Source organism: Janthinobacterium kochi, assembly GCF_051380715.1.
Taxonomy (GTDB): Bacteria; Pseudomonadota; Gammaproteobacteria; order Burkholderiales; family Burkholderiaceae_D; genus Janthinobacterium.
The window spans coordinates 441,112-457,909 of the sequence record NZ_JBNYXO010000002.1; the positions used below are offsets into that span (position 1 = coordinate 441,112).

General features: G+C 63.2%; 12 protein-coding genes. 5 read left to right on the top strand and 7 right to left on the bottom strand.

The window, feature by feature from the left end:
* Window positions 1-19: 19 nt before the first annotated feature.
* Genes kdpC through kdpF form a run of 4 tightly spaced genes read right to left on the bottom strand, consistent with a single transcriptional unit; the run spans window position 20 to window position 4,600 of the window.
* Window positions 20-595 (bottom strand): potassium-transporting ATPase subunit KdpC, encoded by a 576-nt coding sequence (kdpC, locus tag ACQ4WL_RS06350; protein ID WP_436508796.1) that lies wholly within the window; start codon window positions 593-595, stop codon window positions 20-22.
* A 10-nt stretch (window positions 596-605) separates the two neighbouring features.
* Window positions 606-2,696, bottom strand: a complete 2,091-nt coding sequence (gene kdpB, locus ACQ4WL_RS06355) for a potassium-transporting ATPase subunit KdpB (protein ID WP_436508797.1) — start codon at window positions 2,694-2,696, stop codon at window positions 606-608.
* Window positions 2,697-2,705: 9 nt separating this feature from the next.
* Window positions 2,706-4,511 carry a potassium-transporting ATPase subunit KdpA gene (kdpA, locus tag ACQ4WL_RS06360; RefSeq protein ID WP_436508799.1) on the bottom strand — a complete coding sequence of 602 codons (1,806 nt, stop codon included), beginning with the start codon at window positions 4,509-4,511 and terminating at the stop codon, window positions 2,706-2,708.
* Window positions 4,511-4,600 (bottom strand): K(+)-transporting ATPase subunit F, encoded by a 90-nt coding sequence (gene kdpF / locus ACQ4WL_RS06365; protein WP_034746483.1) that lies wholly within the window; start codon window positions 4,598-4,600, stop codon window positions 4,511-4,513. The genes kdpA and kdpF overlap by 1 nt, the downstream gene beginning before the upstream one ends.
* Window positions 4,601-5,063: 463 nt before the next feature.
* On the opposite strand from kdpF, the gene ACQ4WL_RS06370 reads away from it, so the two are divergent.
* The 5 genes from ACQ4WL_RS06370 to ACQ4WL_RS06390 all read left to right on the top strand — a co-directional run bounded on the left by ACQ4WL_RS06370 (window position 5,064) and on the right by ACQ4WL_RS06390 (window position 13,376).
* The gene (locus ACQ4WL_RS06370; RefSeq protein WP_436508800.1) at window positions 5,064-7,061 is read left to right on the top strand and encodes a DNA topoisomerase IV subunit B; all 1,998 of its coding nucleotides are present in this window, start codon (window positions 5,064-5,066) and stop codon (window positions 7,059-7,061) included.
* Complete coding sequence (locus ACQ4WL_RS06375) at window positions 7,061-8,770, top strand: molecular chaperone HscC (protein ID WP_436508802.1); 1,710 nt, start codon at window positions 7,061-7,063, stop codon at window positions 8,768-8,770. Before ACQ4WL_RS06370 ends, ACQ4WL_RS06375 begins: the two co-directional genes overlap by 1 nt.
* Window positions 8,771-8,782: 12 nt before the next feature.
* Window positions 8,783-10,585 carry a hypothetical protein gene (locus ACQ4WL_RS06380; RefSeq protein WP_436508803.1) on the top strand — a complete coding sequence of 601 codons (1,803 nt, stop codon included), beginning with the start codon at window positions 8,783-8,785 and terminating at the stop codon, window positions 10,583-10,585.
* Between the two features lie 48 nt (window positions 10,586-10,633).
* The gene (gene parC / locus ACQ4WL_RS06385; protein ID WP_436508805.1) at window positions 10,634-12,988 is read left to right on the top strand and encodes a DNA topoisomerase IV subunit A; all 2,355 of its coding nucleotides are present in this window, start codon (window positions 10,634-10,636) and stop codon (window positions 12,986-12,988) included.
* Window positions 12,989-13,187: 199 nt separating this feature from the next.
* Complete coding sequence (locus ACQ4WL_RS06390; RefSeq protein ID WP_436508807.1) at window positions 13,188-13,376, top strand: helix-turn-helix domain-containing protein; 189 nt, start codon at window positions 13,188-13,190, stop codon at window positions 13,374-13,376.
* Here ACQ4WL_RS06390 and ACQ4WL_RS06395 read toward each other — a convergent pair.
* From ACQ4WL_RS06395 to ACQ4WL_RS06405, 3 genes are all read right to left on the bottom strand, one after another.
* Window positions 13,373-13,720 carry a hypothetical protein gene (locus ACQ4WL_RS06395; RefSeq protein WP_436508808.1) on the bottom strand — a complete coding sequence of 116 codons (348 nt, stop codon included), beginning with the start codon at window positions 13,718-13,720 and terminating at the stop codon, window positions 13,373-13,375. The genes ACQ4WL_RS06390 and ACQ4WL_RS06395 overlap by 4 nt on opposite strands.
* A 26-nt stretch (window positions 13,721-13,746) precedes the next feature.
* Window positions 13,747-16,089: a DUF8189 domain-containing protein gene (locus ACQ4WL_RS06400; RefSeq protein ID WP_436508810.1), complete on the bottom strand. Its 2,343-nt coding sequence runs from the start codon at window positions 16,087-16,089 to the stop codon at window positions 13,747-13,749.
* 165 nt (window positions 16,090-16,254) lie between these two features.
* Window positions 16,255-16,731, bottom strand: coding sequence for a hypothetical protein (locus ACQ4WL_RS06405; protein WP_436508811.1), 477 nt, complete (start codon window positions 16,729-16,731; stop codon window positions 16,255-16,257).
* Window positions 16,732-16,798: the final 67 nt, after the last annotated feature.

The window sequence follows — 16,798 nt, forward strand, 5'->3', positions numbered from 1 at the left end:
GTCTGACCCCGGTATCATCTTACTTTGCGGCCGCATCGAGCGCCAGATTCAGTTCCAGCACATTCACCCGTGGTTCGCCGAAAAAGCCGATATACGCGGTTTTCTGCACCTTGGCGATGGCGTTTTCCACCTGCGCCAGCGGCACTGCGCGCACGCGGGCCACGCGCGGCGCCTGGTACAAGGCTGCCGCCAGGCTGATTTCCGGGTCCAGGCCGCTGCTCGACGCCGTCACCAGGTCAACGGGAATGGCGCGCGTATTGCCGGGATCAACTTCCTTCAGGGCGGCGATGCGCGCCTTGACGGCGTCCACCAGGGCCGGATTGGTCGGTCCCTGGTTTGAGCCGCTCGAACCGGCGCCGTTATTGGCCATCGGCGCGGTGGCCGATGGCCGGCCCCAGAAATACTTGGGCGAGGTGAAGGACTGGCCGATCAGCATCGAGCCGACGGGCTTGCCACCACGCTCGACGATGCTGCCGTTGACTTCATCGTTGAAAGCCAGCTGTCCGATACCGGCCGTGGCAAACGGATAGACGACGCCGCAGATCACGGTCAGCGCGGCAAACAGGACCAGGGCGGGACGTACGATAGTGCTCATGATGGTTCCTTTAGACTAAATTGAGTGCGGACAGCAGCATGTCGATCAGCTTGATCCCGATGAAGGGCAGGATGATGCCGCCCAGGCCGTAGATCAGCAGATTGCGACGCAACAGGCTGGCCGCGCCGATGGCCCGGTATTGCACGCCTTTCAGGGCCAGCGGGATCAGCACGACGATGATCAAGGCATTGAAGATCACGGCCGACATGATGGCCGAGGCGGGGCTGGCCAGGTGCATGATGTCGAGCGCCTTCAGTTGCGGATAGGTGCCCACGAAGGCGGCCGGGATGATGGCGAAGTACTTGGCGATATCGTTCGAAATCGAGAACGTCGTCAGCGAACCGCGCGTCATCAGCATCTGCTTGCCGATTTCAACGATTTCCAGCAGCTTGGTCGGATTCGAATCGAGGTCGACCATATTGCCCGCCTCTTTCGCCGCCTGCGTGCCCGAGTTCATGGCGACGGCCACGTCGGCCTGCGCCAGCGCTGGGGCATCGTTGGTGCCGTCGCCCGTCATCGCCACCAGGCGGCCTTCGGACTGGTAGCTGCGAATCAGCTTGAGCTTGTCTTCCGGCGTCGCCTCGGCAAGAAAATCGTCCACGCCCGCCTCGGCGGCAATCGCCGCAGCCGTCAGTTTGTTGTCGCCCGTGATCATCACGGTCTTGATGCCCATGCGGCGCAGTTCCGCAAAACGCTCCTTGATGCCACCCTTGACGATATCCTTGAGTTCCACGACACCCATGACGCGGCCGTCGTCGACCACCACCAGCGGCGTACTGCCGCGGCGCGCGATATCGTCGACGGCGCGCGACACCTCGACCGGATACGGCTGGCCCAGCGCTTCCACATACTTTTTCATGGAATCGGCCGCGCCCTTGCGCAACTGGCGCACCAGCTGATCGCCAGGGATATCCACGCCGCTCATGCGCGTTTGCGCCGTGAAGGGCACGAAAGTGGCGTGCAGGCTGGCCATCTCGCGTTCGCGGATGTTGAACTTCTGCTTGGCCAGCACGACGATGCTGCGCCCTTCCGGCGTTTCATCGGCCAGCGAGGCCAGTTGCGCCGCATCGGCCAGCTGTTGCTCCGTCACGCCGGGCGCAGGTACAAAGCTTGACGCCTGGCGGTTGCCCAGGGTGATGGTGCCCGTTTTATCGAGCAGCAGCACATCCACGTCGCCGGCCGCTTCCACGGCGCGGCCCGAGGTGGCGATCACATTGGCCTGCATCATGCGGCTCATGCCGGCTACGCCGATGGCGGACAGCAAACCGCCGATGGTGGTCGGAATCAGACACACCAGCAGCGCGATCAGCACGGTGATCGACACCGGCGAACTTGTCACACCTTGGCTGCCGGCCGCCGCCACGGAAAACAGCGAATACGGCAGCAAGGTCACGGTGACGATCAGGAAGACGATCGACAGCGCCACGAGCAGGATCGTCAGGGCGATTTCGTTCGGCGTCTTCTGGCGCTTGGCGCCTTCGACCATGGCGATCATGCGGTCGATGAACGCTTCGCCGGGATTGACGGAAACGCGCACCAGCAGCCAGTCCGACAGCACGCGGGTGCCGCCCGTGACGGCCGAAAAGTCGCCGCCCGATTCGCGGATGACGGGTGCCGATTCGCCCGTGATGGCGCTCTCGTCGACGGAAGCCACGCCGGCCGTCACTTCGCCGTCGGCGGGAATCACGTCACCCGCCTCGACCAGCACCGTCATGCCCTTGCGCAGGTCGGTAGCCGGGGTGGGCAGCCAGGAAGTGCCGTATTTCGGCGTTTGCATTTTCTTTGCCATCACCGTTTGCTTCAGGGCGCGCAGCGAGGCCGCCTGGGCCTTGCTGCGGCCTTCGGCCAGCGCTTCGGCGAAGTTCGCAAACAGCACGGTAAACCACAGCCACACGGCGACGGCAACGATGAAGCCGAACGGCGCTTCACCCTGGCCGTTCAGGGCCTGGATGGCCAGCAGGGTCGTGATGATGCTGCCGACATAGACGACGAACATCACGGGGCTGCGCCACTGCGTGCGGGGGTCGAGTTTTTTGAACGCATCAACGATGGCAGGGCCAATCAATGCGGAATCGAACAAGGTCAGGCTTGTGCGTGACATGGTAGCCTCTTATTTTGTAAAAAGTTGCAAGTGTTCGACGATCGGGCCCAGGGCCAGCGCGGGAACGTAATTGAGCACGCCGACCAGCACCACAACGCCGATCAGCAAGCCGATGAACATGGGGCCGTGCGTGGGCATGGTGCCGGCGTTGGCCGACAGGCGCTGCTTGGCCGCCAGCGAACCGGCCACTGCCAGCACGGGTACGATCACGCCGAAGCGGCCGAACCACATGGCGATCGCCAGCATCACGTTGTAGAACGGCGTGTTGGCGGACAGGCCGGCAAACGCGCTGCCGTTGTTGTTGGCCGCCGACGTGAAGGCGTACAGGATCTCCGAGAAGCCATGCGCGCCCGGATTGGCCACGCCGATCTTGCCCGGTTCGACCATCACGGCGATCGCCGTGCCCGTCAATACCAGTGCTGGCGTGACCAGGATGGCCAGCGACACCATCTTCATTTCATAGGCCTGGATTTTCTTGCCCAGGTATTCAGGCGTGCGCCCTATCATCAGGCCGGCGATGAAGACGGCCAGGATGGCGAACATCAGCATGCCGTACAGGCCCGTGCCCACGCCGCCGAAGACCACTTCGCCGAATTGCATCAGCAGCAGCGGCACCATGCCGCCCAGGGGCATGTAGGAATCGTGCATGGAATTGACGGCGCCGCAGGATGCCGCCGTCGTCACCGCCGCGAACAGGGTCGAGGAGCTGATGCCGAAGCGCGTTTCCTTGCCTTCCATATTGCCACCCGATTGCAGGGTGCTGGCTTGCTGATCCACGCCCAGCGCCTGCAAGGCGGGATTGGCTTGCTGCTCGGCGCTCATCACGCCAGTCGTCATGACGACAAAGATCATGGTCATCGCGGCCAGCACGGCCCAACCCTGGCGCAGGTCGCCCACCATGCGGCCAAAGGTGAAGCACAGGCCGGCGGGAATGATGAAAATGGCCAGCATCTGCAGGAAGTTCGACAGCACCGTGGGATTTTCATATGGGTGTGAGGAATTGGCATTGAAGAAACCGCCGCCATTCGTGCCCAGCAGCTTGATCGATTCCTGCGAAGCGACGGGGCCCATGGCGATCGTCTGCGTGGTCGCCACTTGCGCTTCCATTACGGGCTTGCCGGCCGTATCCAGCACGGGCTGACCATCGGCCGTCACTTTCGGCGTTTCATACGCCACCTGGTCGATCAGCGTCACTTCCTTGTAGGCGGAAAAATTCTGGATCATGCCTTCGCCCATGAAGACGACGGACAGGGCCAAGGACAGCGGCAGCAGGATATACAGGGTGGCACGCACCAGGTCGACCCAGAAATTGCCGATCGATTTGCCCGAACGCGAGGCGAAGCCGCGCACCAGCGCGAAGATCACGGTAATGCCGGTGGCCGCCGAAAAGAAGTTCTGGCACGTCATGCCCAGCATCTGGGTCAGGTAACTCATGGTCTGTTCGCCGCCGTAGCCTTGCCAGTTGGTATTGGTGACGAAGCTGACGGTAGTATTGAACGAAGAATCGGGGCTGACGGCGCCCAGGCCCTGGGGATTCAAAGGCAAGAAGCCCTGCAGGCGCTGCAGGCCGTACACGCAGACGGCGCCAAGCGCGTTGAACACGATCAGGGCGATGGCGTAGCTTTTCCAGCCCATGGCCTTATCGGCAGGAAGGCCGGACCAGCGGTACAGCAGGTTTTCCAGCTTTTGCAGCCAGCCCAGGCCACGCACGGGGCCATCGCCGGCCACCTTGGCCATGTACAGGCCCAGCGGATAGCCGGCGGCCAGCAGTACGGCCAGGAAGGCCACCAGCAGCAATATCGATTGCGTCGTCATCACAGTTCCTCCGCTTTCAGCAGCGCCACCAGCAGGTACACGAGCAGGCCAGCCGAGACCACGGCGCCCAGCACATAAAACGCGTTCATTTGACGCTCCCTAATTTGTCGCAGGCGACGGCAAAGCCGGCTACCACGACGAAAAAAACGGCAATCAAGCCGAGATACACGATATCCATTCCCACCCTCATTCAGGTTTGTTTTGATAGTGAGCAGATTAGCCAAAAGGGTCTAAAAAATTCGTAAAGACTGGAGAGGTGCTTGTAAACAAGATGTAAAAATGGCGGCTTTGCCGTATAAAATCGTCCACAATGGGCGCCAAACCACGCGCACGGCGCACTGTTGTTGCCCTGGAGTAGCGCTATTGCTCGCTGGACAAGATAGAATGCGCGAGCGTCCGCACAAGGACGCCAAGCCTGCCGCACTGCCCTCTGCCAGTGACGCTGGACGGAATATACTGTATATTCATACAGTTATCGCCGCCGTTGTCACTGCGCCCCGCAGTGCCATGGCCTGGCGTTCCAACCACTGTCTTTACTTAGCTTGAACACGTATGGCCACTAAAAAACCAGCATCCGACTACAGCGAATCATCCATCCGTGTCCTGAAAGGACTGGAACCCGTCAAGCAGCGCCCGGGGATGTACACCCGCACTGAAAATCCGCTGCACATCATTCAGGAAGTGATCGACAATGCCTCCGACGAGGCGCTGGGCGGTCATTGCACGCATATCGCCGTCACGCAAAATACGGATGGCAGCATCACCGTCGAAGACAATGGCCGCGGCATTCCCGTCGGCATCCACCCTGAAGAAGGCGTGCCGACGGTGGAAATCGTGTTTACACGGCTGCACGCGGGCGGCAAGTTCGACAAGGGTTCGGGCGGCGCCTACGCGTTCTCGGGCGGCTTGCACGGCGTCGGCGTGTCCGTCACCAATGCGCTGTCGACGCGCCTGGAAATCACCGTCTGGCGCAAGGAAAGCGACGGCAACGGCTTGCATCACATGGTGTTTGCGAATGGCGACGTGATCGAGCCCCTGAGTTCCCGCCCCGCCCCGCGCGACGGCAAGAAGTCGGGCACGCGCGTCACCGCCTGGCCCGATGCGAAGTATTTTGATTCGCCGGCTATCTCGCAAACCGAGCTGCAGCGCCTGCTGCGCTCGAAAGCCGTGCTGCTGCCGGGCGTCACCGTCACGCTGACCAACGCCAAGACGGGCGATACGCAAACCTGGCAGTACGCGGAAGGCTTGCGCGGCTACCTGACCGAAACGCTGGCGCAGGTATCGAATGGCGAAACCCTGATTCCCCTGTTCGAGGGCGCGCAGTACGCGGGCCCGGACTCGGAAGGCTTTGCCGAAGGCGAAGGCGCGGCCTGGGTGGTGGCGTGGACGGAAGAAGGCGCCATCGTGCGCGAATCGTATGTCAACCTGATTCCCACCTCGAATGGCGGCACGCACGAATCGGGCTTGCGCGACGGCCTGTTCGGCGCCGTGAAAAACTTCGTCGAAATGCACTCGCTGCTGCCGAAAGGCGTGAAACTGCTGCCGGAAGACGTCTTTGCGCGCGCCTCGTTCGTGCTGTCGGCCAAGGTGCTGGACCCGCAATTCCAGGGCCAGATCAAGGAACGCCTGAACTCGCGCGACGCCGTACGCCTGGTCTCGACCTTCACCAAGCCGCCGCTGGAACTGTGGCTGAACCAGCACGTCGATTACGGCAAGAAGCTGGCCGAACTGGTGATCAAGCAGGCGCAGTCGCGCCAGCGTTCGCTGCAAAAAGTGGAAAAGAAAAAATCCTCGGGCGTCGCCGTCCTGCCGGGCAAGCTGACCGACTGCGAATCGTCGGACATCACGCGCAATGAACTGTTCCTCGTCGAGGGCGACTCGGCGGGCGGCTCGGCCAAGATGGGCCGCGACAAGGAATTCCAGGCGATTTTGCCCCTGCGCGGCAAGGTCTTGAACTCGTGGGAGACAGACCGCGACCGCCTGTTCGCCAACAACGAGATCCACGACATCGCGGTGGCCATCGGCGTCGATCCGCACAGCGTGGGCGATACACCCGACCTGTCCGGCCTGCGCTACGGCAAGATCTGCATCCTCTCGGATGCGGACGTGGACGGCTCGCACATCCAGGTACTGCTGCTGACGCTGTTCTTCAAGCACTTCCCGGCCCTGATCAACAAAGGCCACATCTGCATCGCCCGTCCGCCTTTGTACCGCGTGGACGCGCCGGCGCGCGGCAAGAAGCCGATGCAGAAAATCTACGCGCTCGACGACGGCGAACTGGTCGCCATTGAGGACAAGCTGCGCAAGGAAGGCGTGAAACAGGGCGCCTGGTCGATCTCCCGCTTCAAGGGCCTGGGCGAGATGAACGCCGAACAGTTGTGGGAAACGACGATGAACCCGGACACGCGCCGTTTGCTGCCCGTGACCCTGGGGGAAATCGACCACATGACTTCCTCCGCCCGCTTCAATATGTTGATGGGCAAGGGCGAAGCGGCTGGACGCCGCGCCTGGATCGAGGAACACGGCAATGAGGCGGAGGCGGATATCTGATGATCATCGGTATCGACCTGGGCACCACCAACAGCCTGGTCGCCATCTGGCGCGACGGCAAGGCTTGCATCATCCCGAATGCGCTGGGCGAGCACCTGACGCCGTCGTGCGTCAGCATCGACCACGACGGCAGCGTGCTGGTGGGCCGCGCCGCGCGCGAGCGCCTGCAGACGCACCCGCAGCTGACGGCCGCCGTCTTCAAGCGCTACATGGGCAGTGAAAAGAAGATCACCCTCGGCACGCAGCAATTCCGTCCGGAGGAGCTGTCGTCGATGGTGCTGCGCGCGCTGAAGGAAGATGCCGAAGCCTTCCTGGGCCACAAGGTCGAGGAAGCCATCATCACCGTACCCGCGTATTTCAGCGATGCGCAGCGCAAGGCCACGCGCATCGCCGGCCAGCTGGCCGGCTTGCGCGTGGAGCGGCTGCTGAACGAGCCGACGGCCGCCGCGCTGGCCTACGGTATCCGCGACAAGGAACAGGAAAGCAAATTCCTCGTCTTCGACCTGGGCGGCGGCACCTTCGACGTGTCGATCCTGGAACTGTTCGAAGGCGTGATGGAAGTGCGCGCCTCGGCCGGCGACAATTTTCTGGGCGGCGAAGACTTCGTCACCGTGCTGGTCGACGCCTTTTTGGAGGGCAGCGGCCTGCGCGATGCAGCCGGCAGCCGCCTGTTCGACCCGCGCCAGCAACAGCTGCTGCGCGATGAAGCCGAGCGCGTCAAGCGCCTGCTGTCGGAGCAGCCGTCCGTGCGCATGGCCACGCGCTACCAGGACAAGGAATACAGCTGGGAGATCGGCGAAGACAGACTGGCGCAGCTGTGCGAACCGCTGCTGGCCCGTTTGCGCCTGCCCGTGGAACGGGCGCTGCGCGACGCCACCATCCGCGCCGCGGAATTGAATGAAGTGGTGCTGGCCGGCGGCGCCACGCGCATGCCGCTGGTGCGCAAACTCGTCTCACGCATGTTCGGCCGCTTCCCCGCCATCCACCTGGATCCGGACGAAGCCGTGGCGCTGGGCGCCGCCGTGCAGGCGGGCCTCAAGATGCGCGATGCGGCCCTCGACGAAGTGGTCATGACGGATGTGGCACCGTATTCGCTGGGCATTTCGATTTCGCGCCAGGTCGGCGCAAACCAGTATGAAGGCGGGCATTACCTGCCCATCATCGAGCGCAACTCCGTGGTGCCCGTCTCACGCACGGAAAACATCACCACCATCTACGACAACCAGAAGGAAATCAACGTGGCAATCTTCCAGGGCGAGTCGCGCCTGGTGGCTGACAACGTCTTCCTCGGCAAGATCAGCTTCCCGATTCCCGCGAAAAAGGCGGGCGAGATTGGCATCGACGTGCGCTTCACCTACGACGTCAGCGGCGTGCTGGAAGCGGAAGTGACGGTGCTGGCCACGCAGGAGCGCCACAAGATGATCATCAGCGACAACGCGGGCGTGATGACGCCGGAACAGATCGAGCAGCGCTTTGCGGAACTGGCCGACCTGAAGATCCACCCGCGTGAGCAGATGGAAAACCGCACCCTGGTCACGCGCGCCGACCGGCTGTACGAACAGTCGCTGGGCGACGTGCGCCAGTACCTGGCGGCGCACACGGCCAACTTCCAGGCCGCGCTGGAAACGCAGGATCCGAACACCATCCGCAAGGCGCGCCAGGCGCTCGACGAGGTGCTGCGCCAGGTCGAGAGCGAGAGCTTCCTGTAAATGGACGGCGGCATGCACAACGGACAGCGCAGCCTGTGGGATATCCTGGGCACGGAGCCGACCGGCGACGAGCGCGCCCTCAAGCGCGCGTATGCCAAGCGCCTGAAGGTGACGCGTCCCGAAGACGATCCGGCCGCCTTCCAGGAACTGCGTGAAGCATATGAATACGCGCTGCGCCATGCGCACCGGTTTACCGCTGAGTTGCCGGAATCGCAGTTGACTGAGGCCGAAGCGGAAGCGGTGGAAGCGCCGTCCATGGAACCGGCCGAGCTGTGGGGCGTCATCGACGACTCGGCGCAGGAGCCGCCCGCGGAACTGTGGGGGGTCATAGCCCAGGAGCCCGCACCGCCGCAGGAACAATGGGGCGTGGTCGCCATCGATCCGGCGCAGGAGGCGGCCAATCTGTGGCAAGGCTGCCTGGCGCTGACGCGGCACGCGGATGCCAGCGAGGTGCTGGCCCGCATGCTGCAGGACGACGCCATGCTGAACCTCGACGTGCGCGAGGAGTTCGACCTGTACGCGCTGCGCTATTGCGCCAGCGCCGGCTATGAGCTGGCGCTGCGCCAGGCCCTGTTCGAGCAGCTGGGCTGGGACCACGATTTTTCCTATCTGACGCGCAGCCATGCGGACCTGGTGCGCAGCGCCGTGCAGCGCTACCGGGCGGACCGTTCGTTCGCCCATTTCAGCGACGACCGCGACAGCTATCCCGGCCTGGACTGCATCATGTCGCAACAGCCACCAAGCGCCTACGCGCGCCAGTTGTTCGACCGAAAATTCACGCTGCAGCTGCGCGAACTGCTGCACACGATACGCTGGCAGCACGCCGAAATGCTGGCCTATAAATTCGATACGGACCTGTTCGAGCAATGGGAACACGCCGTCCATGCCAAGCGCTACTTCAAGCAGACGGCACTGGCCTCGGGCGGCCTGGGTTTCGTGCTGCACTTCATGCTCGCGGGCGTGCTCGATGCGGCGGGCTTCAAGCTCGGCGACACGGCCGCCTATGCCAGCCTGCTGGGCTTTCAGGCGCTCGCCTTTTCCCTGCTGACCATGCATGCCTTGCGCTGGCCGGCGCCCGTATTCGCGCGGCTCGACACGCTGCAGGAGTCGCTGCAGGAACGCCTGCCCGTGCTGTGGAAGCGGCCCGGCTTGCGGCAACTGGGCTGGATCGCGCCCTATCTGCTATTGGCGCTGCTGCTCTTCCTGCCCGAGCGCAGCGAGACCATGCGCCTCGTCGCCGCGGCCGGTTTGTGCGCGTCGGCCCTGCTCGCGTATGCGATGAACCGCCAACTGCTGCATGGCATGCTGCTGCTCCTTGTCCTCGGCATTTCACTGTTTGGCGCCATGTTCATGAGCGGCAGGGGCGAGTCGGCGCTGGCCGTCGGCGAGGCCATGCCGATGATGTTTTGCCTGGCGGCGCTGGCCCTGCGCAGCGCCACCGGCCTGTATGGCGATTGCGGATGGCCAGAGGTGCTTTTGCCGCGCCTGCGCGCGGCGTGGCTGATCGGCTGTGCGGGCTTGCTGTCGCTGCTGTATGTGCAGCAGCTGCCGGCCGCCCTCGTCGGCGCCGCGCTGCTTGCCTGGTCCTGCGCCGGCTTGCTGTTTTCCCCCAGCGATTTCAAGTGGAAGACGATCTGGCCGCTGGTGCTGGCGCCATCCATCGCCAGCGTCGTGCTGGCCAACCTGGCACCGGCAATCGGGATGCGACCCATCATGCATCACAGCGTCGAAGTAGCCCTGGCCGTGCTGTATTTCACCTCGCGCTATATGTATCAAACCTACCGGCTGTCGTCAGCCAAATCCGGGCTGTCATAATCAGCCCCACGAATTCAACCGCAACCACCTAACACCGAAACAAGCGCCATGTCCACACAAACCAATTTATTTGACGATGCCCAGCCTGAGCCGATCCTGCCGGATGAACCGGTATTCGACGGCGAAGCGCTGACCCTGTCCACCTTTGCCGAGCGCGCCTATCTCGATTACGCCATCTCCGTCGTCAAGGGCCGCGCCCTGCCCGACGTGTGCGATGGCCAGAAACCCGTGCAGCGCCGCATCCTGTATGCGATGAATGAGCTGGGCTTGAATTCCACCGCGAAGCCGCGCAAATCGGCGGCCGTGGTCGGCGACGTACTCGGTAAATTGCATCCGCACGGCGACCAGTCCGTGTACGACGCGCTGGTGCGCATGGCGCAGGATTTCTCCTTGCGCTACCCGCTGATCGATGGCCAGGGCAACTTCGGCTCACGCGATGGTGACGGCGCCGCAGCCATGCGTTACACGGAAGCGCGTCTGACGCCGATCGCCAAGCTGCTGATGGATGAAATCGGCATGGGCACGGTGGATTTCCAGCCCAACTACGACGGTTCGACGGAAGAACCGAAGCTGCTGCCAGCACGCCTGCCGATGGTGCTGCTGAATGGCGCCTCCGGCATCGCCGTCGGTCTGGCGACGGAAATCCCGTCGCACAACCTGGCGGAAGTGGCGAAAGCGGCCGTCGCCATGATCCGCGATCCGAAGATGACGCACGCCGAGCTGATGGCCATCATTCCCGGCCCGGACTTCCCCGGCGGCGGCCAGATCATCACGCCGCCCTCGCAGATTCAGGACATGTATGCGAGCGGGCGTGGCAGCATGAAGGTGCGCGCGCGCTGGAAGATCGAAGAGCTGGCGCGTGGCCAGTGGCAAGCCGTCGTGACGGAATTGCCGCCCGGTACTTCGTCGCAAAAGGTATTGGAAGAAATCGAAGAACTGACGAATCCGAAGATTAAGCTGGGCAAGAAGGCGCTGTCGCCGGACCAGGTGGCCCTGAAGGCGCTGATCCTCAATTCGCTCGACACCATCCGCGATGAATCAGGCCGCGCCGCGCCCGTGCGTCTGGTATTCGAGCCGAAGTCGAAGAACCAGGACCAGACGGAATTCATGCTGATGTTGCTGGCGCACACCTCGCTGGAATCGTCGACCTCGATCAACCTGGTAATGATAGGCGGTGATGGCCGTCCGCGCCAAAAAGGGCTGGGCGACATCCTGCGCGAGTGGATCGATTTCCGCTTCGAAACCGTCACGCGCCGCACCGGCTACAAACTGGGCAAGGTCAAGGACCGCATCCATATCCTGGAAGGACGCGAAGCGATCCTGCTCAATATCGACAAGGTGATCCAGATCATCCGCAATTCGGATGAACCGAAGGCGGCCCTGATCGAGGCGTTCAAGCTGTCCGAACGCCAGGCCGACGACATCCTGGAAATCCGCTTGCGCCAGCTAGCGCGCCTGGAAACGATCAAGATCCAGCAGGAACTGGCCGAGCTGCGCAAGGAAGAAAAGTCGCTGCAAGACCTGCTCGACAATCCGGGCTCGATGAAGCGCGCCATCATCCGCGAAATCGAAGCGGACGCCAAGCAGTTCGGCGACGCGCGCCGCACCCTGATCGAGGAAGCGCAAAAAGCCGTGGCCGAACAGAAGGTGGTCGATGAACCGGTCACCGTCATCATTTCGGAAAAAGGCTGGGTGCGCGCGCGTACCGGTATCGGCCATGATGCGGCGCAGTTCACCTTCAAGGCGGGCGACACCTTGCATGGCGCTTTCGAGTGCCGCACGGTCGACACCCTGCTCGGCTTTGGCAACAACGGCAAGATTTACTCGGTTCCCGTCTCGGCCCTGCCCAACGCGCGTGGCGACGGCGTACCGATCACGACCTTGTGCGACCTGAGCGGCGGCACGCCGGGCAACGCCGTGCGCATCCTGCATTATTTTGCGGGCAATGGCGCCACCAATTTGCTCCTGGCGTCGAGCGCCGGCTACGGCTTCATCGCCAAGGCGGGCGACATGAGCAGCCGCCTGAAGGGTGGCAAGGCCTTCATCACCCTGGACGATGGCGACGTGCCTCTGGCGCCGAAAGTCATCCTTGACGCGGCCAGCGCCCTGGCCTGCCTGACGGAAGGCGCACGCCTGCTGGTGTTCGGCCTCGATGAAATGAAGACCCTGTCCAAGGGTGGCACCGGCGTCAAGCTGATCGACCTCGATGCCAAGGACAAGCTGCTGGCCGTGCAGCCGATCACCCAGCGCGGCGTGGTGGTCTCGGGCATCGGCCGGGCCTCGAAACCGCAGGATGCATCGCTCGGTGCCACGGCCTTGGCCGAGCACTTCGGCAAGCGCGCCAAGAAAGGCAAAGCACTGGCGGCCAAGCTGAAACCGGTCTCGATGGCAGCCATCGGCTGATCGTCATCGATCCATACGAAAAGACAGGTTCGCCTGTCTTTTTTTCGCCCCTCGCCGCGTACCGGCAACAGGAAAAATAGTTTTACAGATAATTTTACAGATATGTCGCGCGTTCCCGTTATCCCTGCAGGCATGCCACCGGCATGCCGCCCACGCACAGGAGAACCAGGATGACAAACAACGTTTCAGGCAGACTGCCATGCAGTGCTTGACCCCAGCCGAGCGGCTGGTAGCGGCCATGGCGGCCGAAGGCTTGCCGTATAAAAGCATCGCCAGGGAATTGGGCAAGTCGCCGGCCACCGTCCGCAACCAGCTGCATGCGATTTACCAGAAACTTGGCATAGGCAACCGCACGGCGCTCGTCTGCAAACTGCGCGGCAAGCCTTAACGCCGCGACAAGCGCAGCACGTCGGGCGTCGCTTCGACGATGTCGATCACCTCTTGCGGCCCCGGCGCGCCAGCCAGTGCATACCGCCCCATGCCCAGGGGAAGCAGCCGGGTAAGCGGGCCGGCGCGGGGCCGGTCATCGGGGCCTGGCGACAGGCTGGTCATGCTCGCCTCCCCTCCTTCCATGCTCCCGGTACCGACGCCAAACTCCAGCACCTTGCGCCCCTTGCGGCTGGGAGGAAAGGCGAACGTGGCCGTAGGCCGGTACACTTCGATACCGTCTGCATCCTCTTCGAAGGAATGCGTCCAGCTACCGCTGGGCAATGCCATCGTCATGCCGTGCATGCCGCCTCCCGTTGATCACATTGACATCAGAAACACGATACCACACCGCCCAGGCTTTCATAGCCGCTCACGGAGGGCGACCAGGCCGTACCGTTCCACGCCTTGTGGAACAGGGCGCCATTCGTACCCGTGACAAACACGTCGAGGCGGTTCGGCGCCCAGGCCGTGGCGCGCGGCCGCGAAGTGCACACGCCGCCCAGGTTTTCAAGGCCCGTCAAGGATGGCGACCAGGCAGATCCGTTCCACGCCTTGTGGTACAGGGCGCTATCGATGCCAATGACAAACAGGTCGAGCCGGTTGGGTGCCCACGACACGGCTTCCACCTCGCCCACGCAAATGCCGCCCAGGCGTTCGAAGCCATCGATGGACGGCCCCCATTTCGCGCCATCCCACCATTTATGGTACAGCGCGCCATCGGTGCCCGTGACAAACACATCGAGCCGGTTCGGCCCCCACGCCACGGCCTTCGGCGACGAGGTGCAGATGCCACCCAGGCGCTCATAGCCCGTCAGCGACGGTCCCCAGGCCGTGCCGTTCCACCACTTGTGGTACAGCGCACGGTCGGAACCGATGACGAAGACGTCCAGGCGGTTCGGTCCCCATGCCACCGCTTCCGGCTGCCCCAGGCAGATACCGCCCATGGCTTCGTAACCCGTCAGCGATGGCCCCCAGGCGGACCCGTTCCACCACTTGTGATACAGGCCGCGGTCTGTGCCAACGACAAATACGTCGAGGCGGTTCGGCCCCCAGGCAACGGCGCGGGGATCTCCCACGCACAGCCCACCCATCGCTTCATAGCCGGTCAGCGACGGCCCCCAGGCCGTGCCATTCCACCATTTGTGGAACAGGCCGCTATCGGTGCCCGTGACGAAAACATCGAGCCGGTTCGGTGCCCACGACACCACCTGCGGCGCACTGGTACAGATGCCACCCTGCCCCTCGTATCCGGTGACGGACGGCGCCCAGGCCGTGCCATTCCAGGCCTTGTGGTAGAGCGCACGGTCCGTGCCCAGCACGAAGACGTCGAGGCGATTAGCGCCCCAGGCCACGACGGGAGAAGAGCTCTGGCGCGGCGTGGCGCCAGTGCCTCCCGTCCCGGTGCCGATGCTGGCGCGCGGACCATCGAGACAAGCCTGCATGCGCGCCACCTGGCCCGCCGTGAACATGAACATGGCGGGATCGTCGACGTAATCCATGTAGTTCATGAACATGTCGCCATTCGGCCCGTTACTGCAGGACACCTGGGGAAACGAAGGCTGGCCCGTATTCGGCCCGCCCTGGTTTGGCGTGTCGGCCACATTGTCCGTGCCCGAGCACCCCGTGCCGTCATCGCCCCAGATATGGTTCAGGTTCAGCCAGTGGCCGATTTCATGCGTGGCCGTGCGTCCCAGGTGGAACGGCGGCGCGGCCGTGCCGGTCGTGCCGAAGGCCGATTGCAGGATCACCACGCCGTCGGTGGCGGCCGGGCCGCCGGGAAACTGCGCGTAGCCCAGCAGGCCGCCACCGAGCTGGCATACCCAGACATTCAAATAACTGTCGGCCGGCCAGGCGTCCATCCCGCCCGTCGCCTGCGACTTGACGGCATCGTCCGCGCCAAACGAGGCCACCGTCGTCTGGCGCCGCTCGATGCCGCTGGTGGCCGTGCCATGCGGATCGATCGTGGCCAGCACAAACTCCACACGCGCATCGGCCGTCAGCGGTAGGAATGGCGCCGGCGTGCTGTTCACATCCGGGTTGACGCGCCGGAAATCACGGTTCAACACCTCGATCTGGCTGGCGATCTGCGCATCCGAAATATTCTGCGCGGCCGTATTCCACACCACGTGCACCACCACCGGTATCTGCGTCACGCCGGAACGGCCGGCAAAGCCGCTGTCGCCCTCGTACAATCCGGTCAGGTTTTCGATATCGGCGCGTACGTTCGCATAGGACGGATCTTCAGTCAGCAAGCGGCGATGCACGTCCATCGTGGCGCACGTGCGCGTCTGCGGCGTACCGCCACCCTGCCCCCCATCACCGCCGCTGCCACCACTACCGCCTCCCATGCCGCCGCCACCCTCAGCGCCGCCACTCCCCATGCCGCCGCCACCGCCCACGTGCATGCAACTGGCGCCGGCCATGCCCTGCGATGCCTGCTGCATGCCGCCACCCGGCATGGCGCTGGCATCCGCGGCGGCCACGCCCTGGGTGAGCGCCGCCTGGTCGGCATACGACACGCCCAGGCGCGGCCCCGACATGGCATCGCTGCCTGCCGCACCAGCGTCGCCCCGTACGTCGCCTTCGACCGGCATCGCCTGCATGGAAGACATGGCAGGCATGCCTTCAGCCGAACCGGTGGCCGGTGATTTTTTCGTTTTAGCGGTGCTCATGATGCCTCCCTTCGTCTGTTTGCCAGTTCACTATGGCACGCCGAGAAGCGGAGCATTTGCGCCAGATCAAGATTGGCAAGCGGTGGCTAAGAAAAGTGGCAGACGAAAAAAAAGACAGCCGAAGCTGTCTTTTGGATTTGCAGACCGTGGCCCGCAAACAGGGAATTACTTGGCGACGGCTGCCTTGACTTCAGCGTCGGCCTTGGCCTTGGCTTCTACCGTCTTGGTAGCGGCGAGGGCTTTATCGGCGCTCGCTTCCACTTTTTCCTTGGCGACCTTGGCGTTCGCTTTCACGGCAGTCTTGGTGGCTTTCGCATCGGCCTTGGCATCGGTTTTATCTGCCTTGGCTTCCGCTTTCAGCTTGTCTTCCGCATCGGCGTTGACCACTTTGTCGTGGGCCTTGGCCTTGGTTTTATTGGCCTTGTGATGGGCATCGGCTTTCTTTTCGTCGGCCTTCATTTCGGCCTTGGCGACATTCGCGTCAGCCTTGGCATCGACCTTGGCTTCCGAAGCGGCAGCCTTGTTGACATCTTTTTGTGCGGAAGCCTGGGCTTTCACGACCGCTTCCGTAGCCGGTGCGGTTTGAGCGAAGGCGGCGGTAGCAAACAGGGTAGCGATCAGGGCGGCGAGTAATTTGTTCATGATGTGACCTTTCAATATGGTTTAATTTTATTCTTACTAAAGGCGGGCAAAATGTTCAAAATTTGCC

Bases quoted from the DNA above. Each gene is read 5' to 3' on its own strand.
- kdpC (WP_436508796.1), bottom strand. From the start codon at position 595: ATGAGCACTATCGTACGTCCCGCCCTGGTCCTGTTTGCCGCGCTGACC.
- kdpB (WP_436508797.1), bottom strand. From the start codon at position 2,696: ATGTCACGCACAAGCCTGACCTTGTTCGATTCCGCATTGATTGGCCCT.
- kdpA (WP_436508799.1), bottom strand. From the start codon at position 4,511: ATGACGACGCAATCGATATTGCTGCTGGTGGCCTTCCTGGCCGTACTG.
- kdpF (WP_034746483.1), bottom strand. From the start codon at position 4,600: ATGAACGCGTTTTATGTGCTGGGCGCCGTGGTCTCGGCTGGCCTGCTC.
- ACQ4WL_RS06370 (WP_436508800.1), top strand. From the start codon at position 5,064: ATGGCCACTAAAAAACCAGCATCCGACTACAGCGAATCATCCATCCGT.
- ACQ4WL_RS06375 (WP_436508802.1), top strand. From the start codon at position 7,061: ATGATCATCGGTATCGACCTGGGCACCACCAACAGCCTGGTCGCCATC.
- ACQ4WL_RS06380 (WP_436508803.1), top strand. From the start codon at position 8,783: ATGCACAACGGACAGCGCAGCCTGTGGGATATCCTGGGCACGGAGCCG.
- parC (WP_436508805.1), top strand. From the start codon at position 10,634: ATGTCCACACAAACCAATTTATTTGACGATGCCCAGCCTGAGCCGATC.
- ACQ4WL_RS06390 (WP_436508807.1), top strand. From the start codon at position 13,188: ATGCAGTGCTTGACCCCAGCCGAGCGGCTGGTAGCGGCCATGGCGGCC.
- ACQ4WL_RS06395 (WP_436508808.1), bottom strand. From the start codon at position 13,720: ATGCACGGCATGACGATGGCATTGCCCAGCGGTAGCTGGACGCATTCC.
- ACQ4WL_RS06400 (WP_436508810.1), bottom strand. From the start codon at position 16,089: ATGAGCACCGCTAAAACGAAAAAATCACCGGCCACCGGTTCGGCTGAA.
- ACQ4WL_RS06405 (WP_436508811.1), bottom strand. From the start codon at position 16,731: ATGAACAAATTACTCGCCGCCCTGATCGCTACCCTGTTTGCTACCGCC.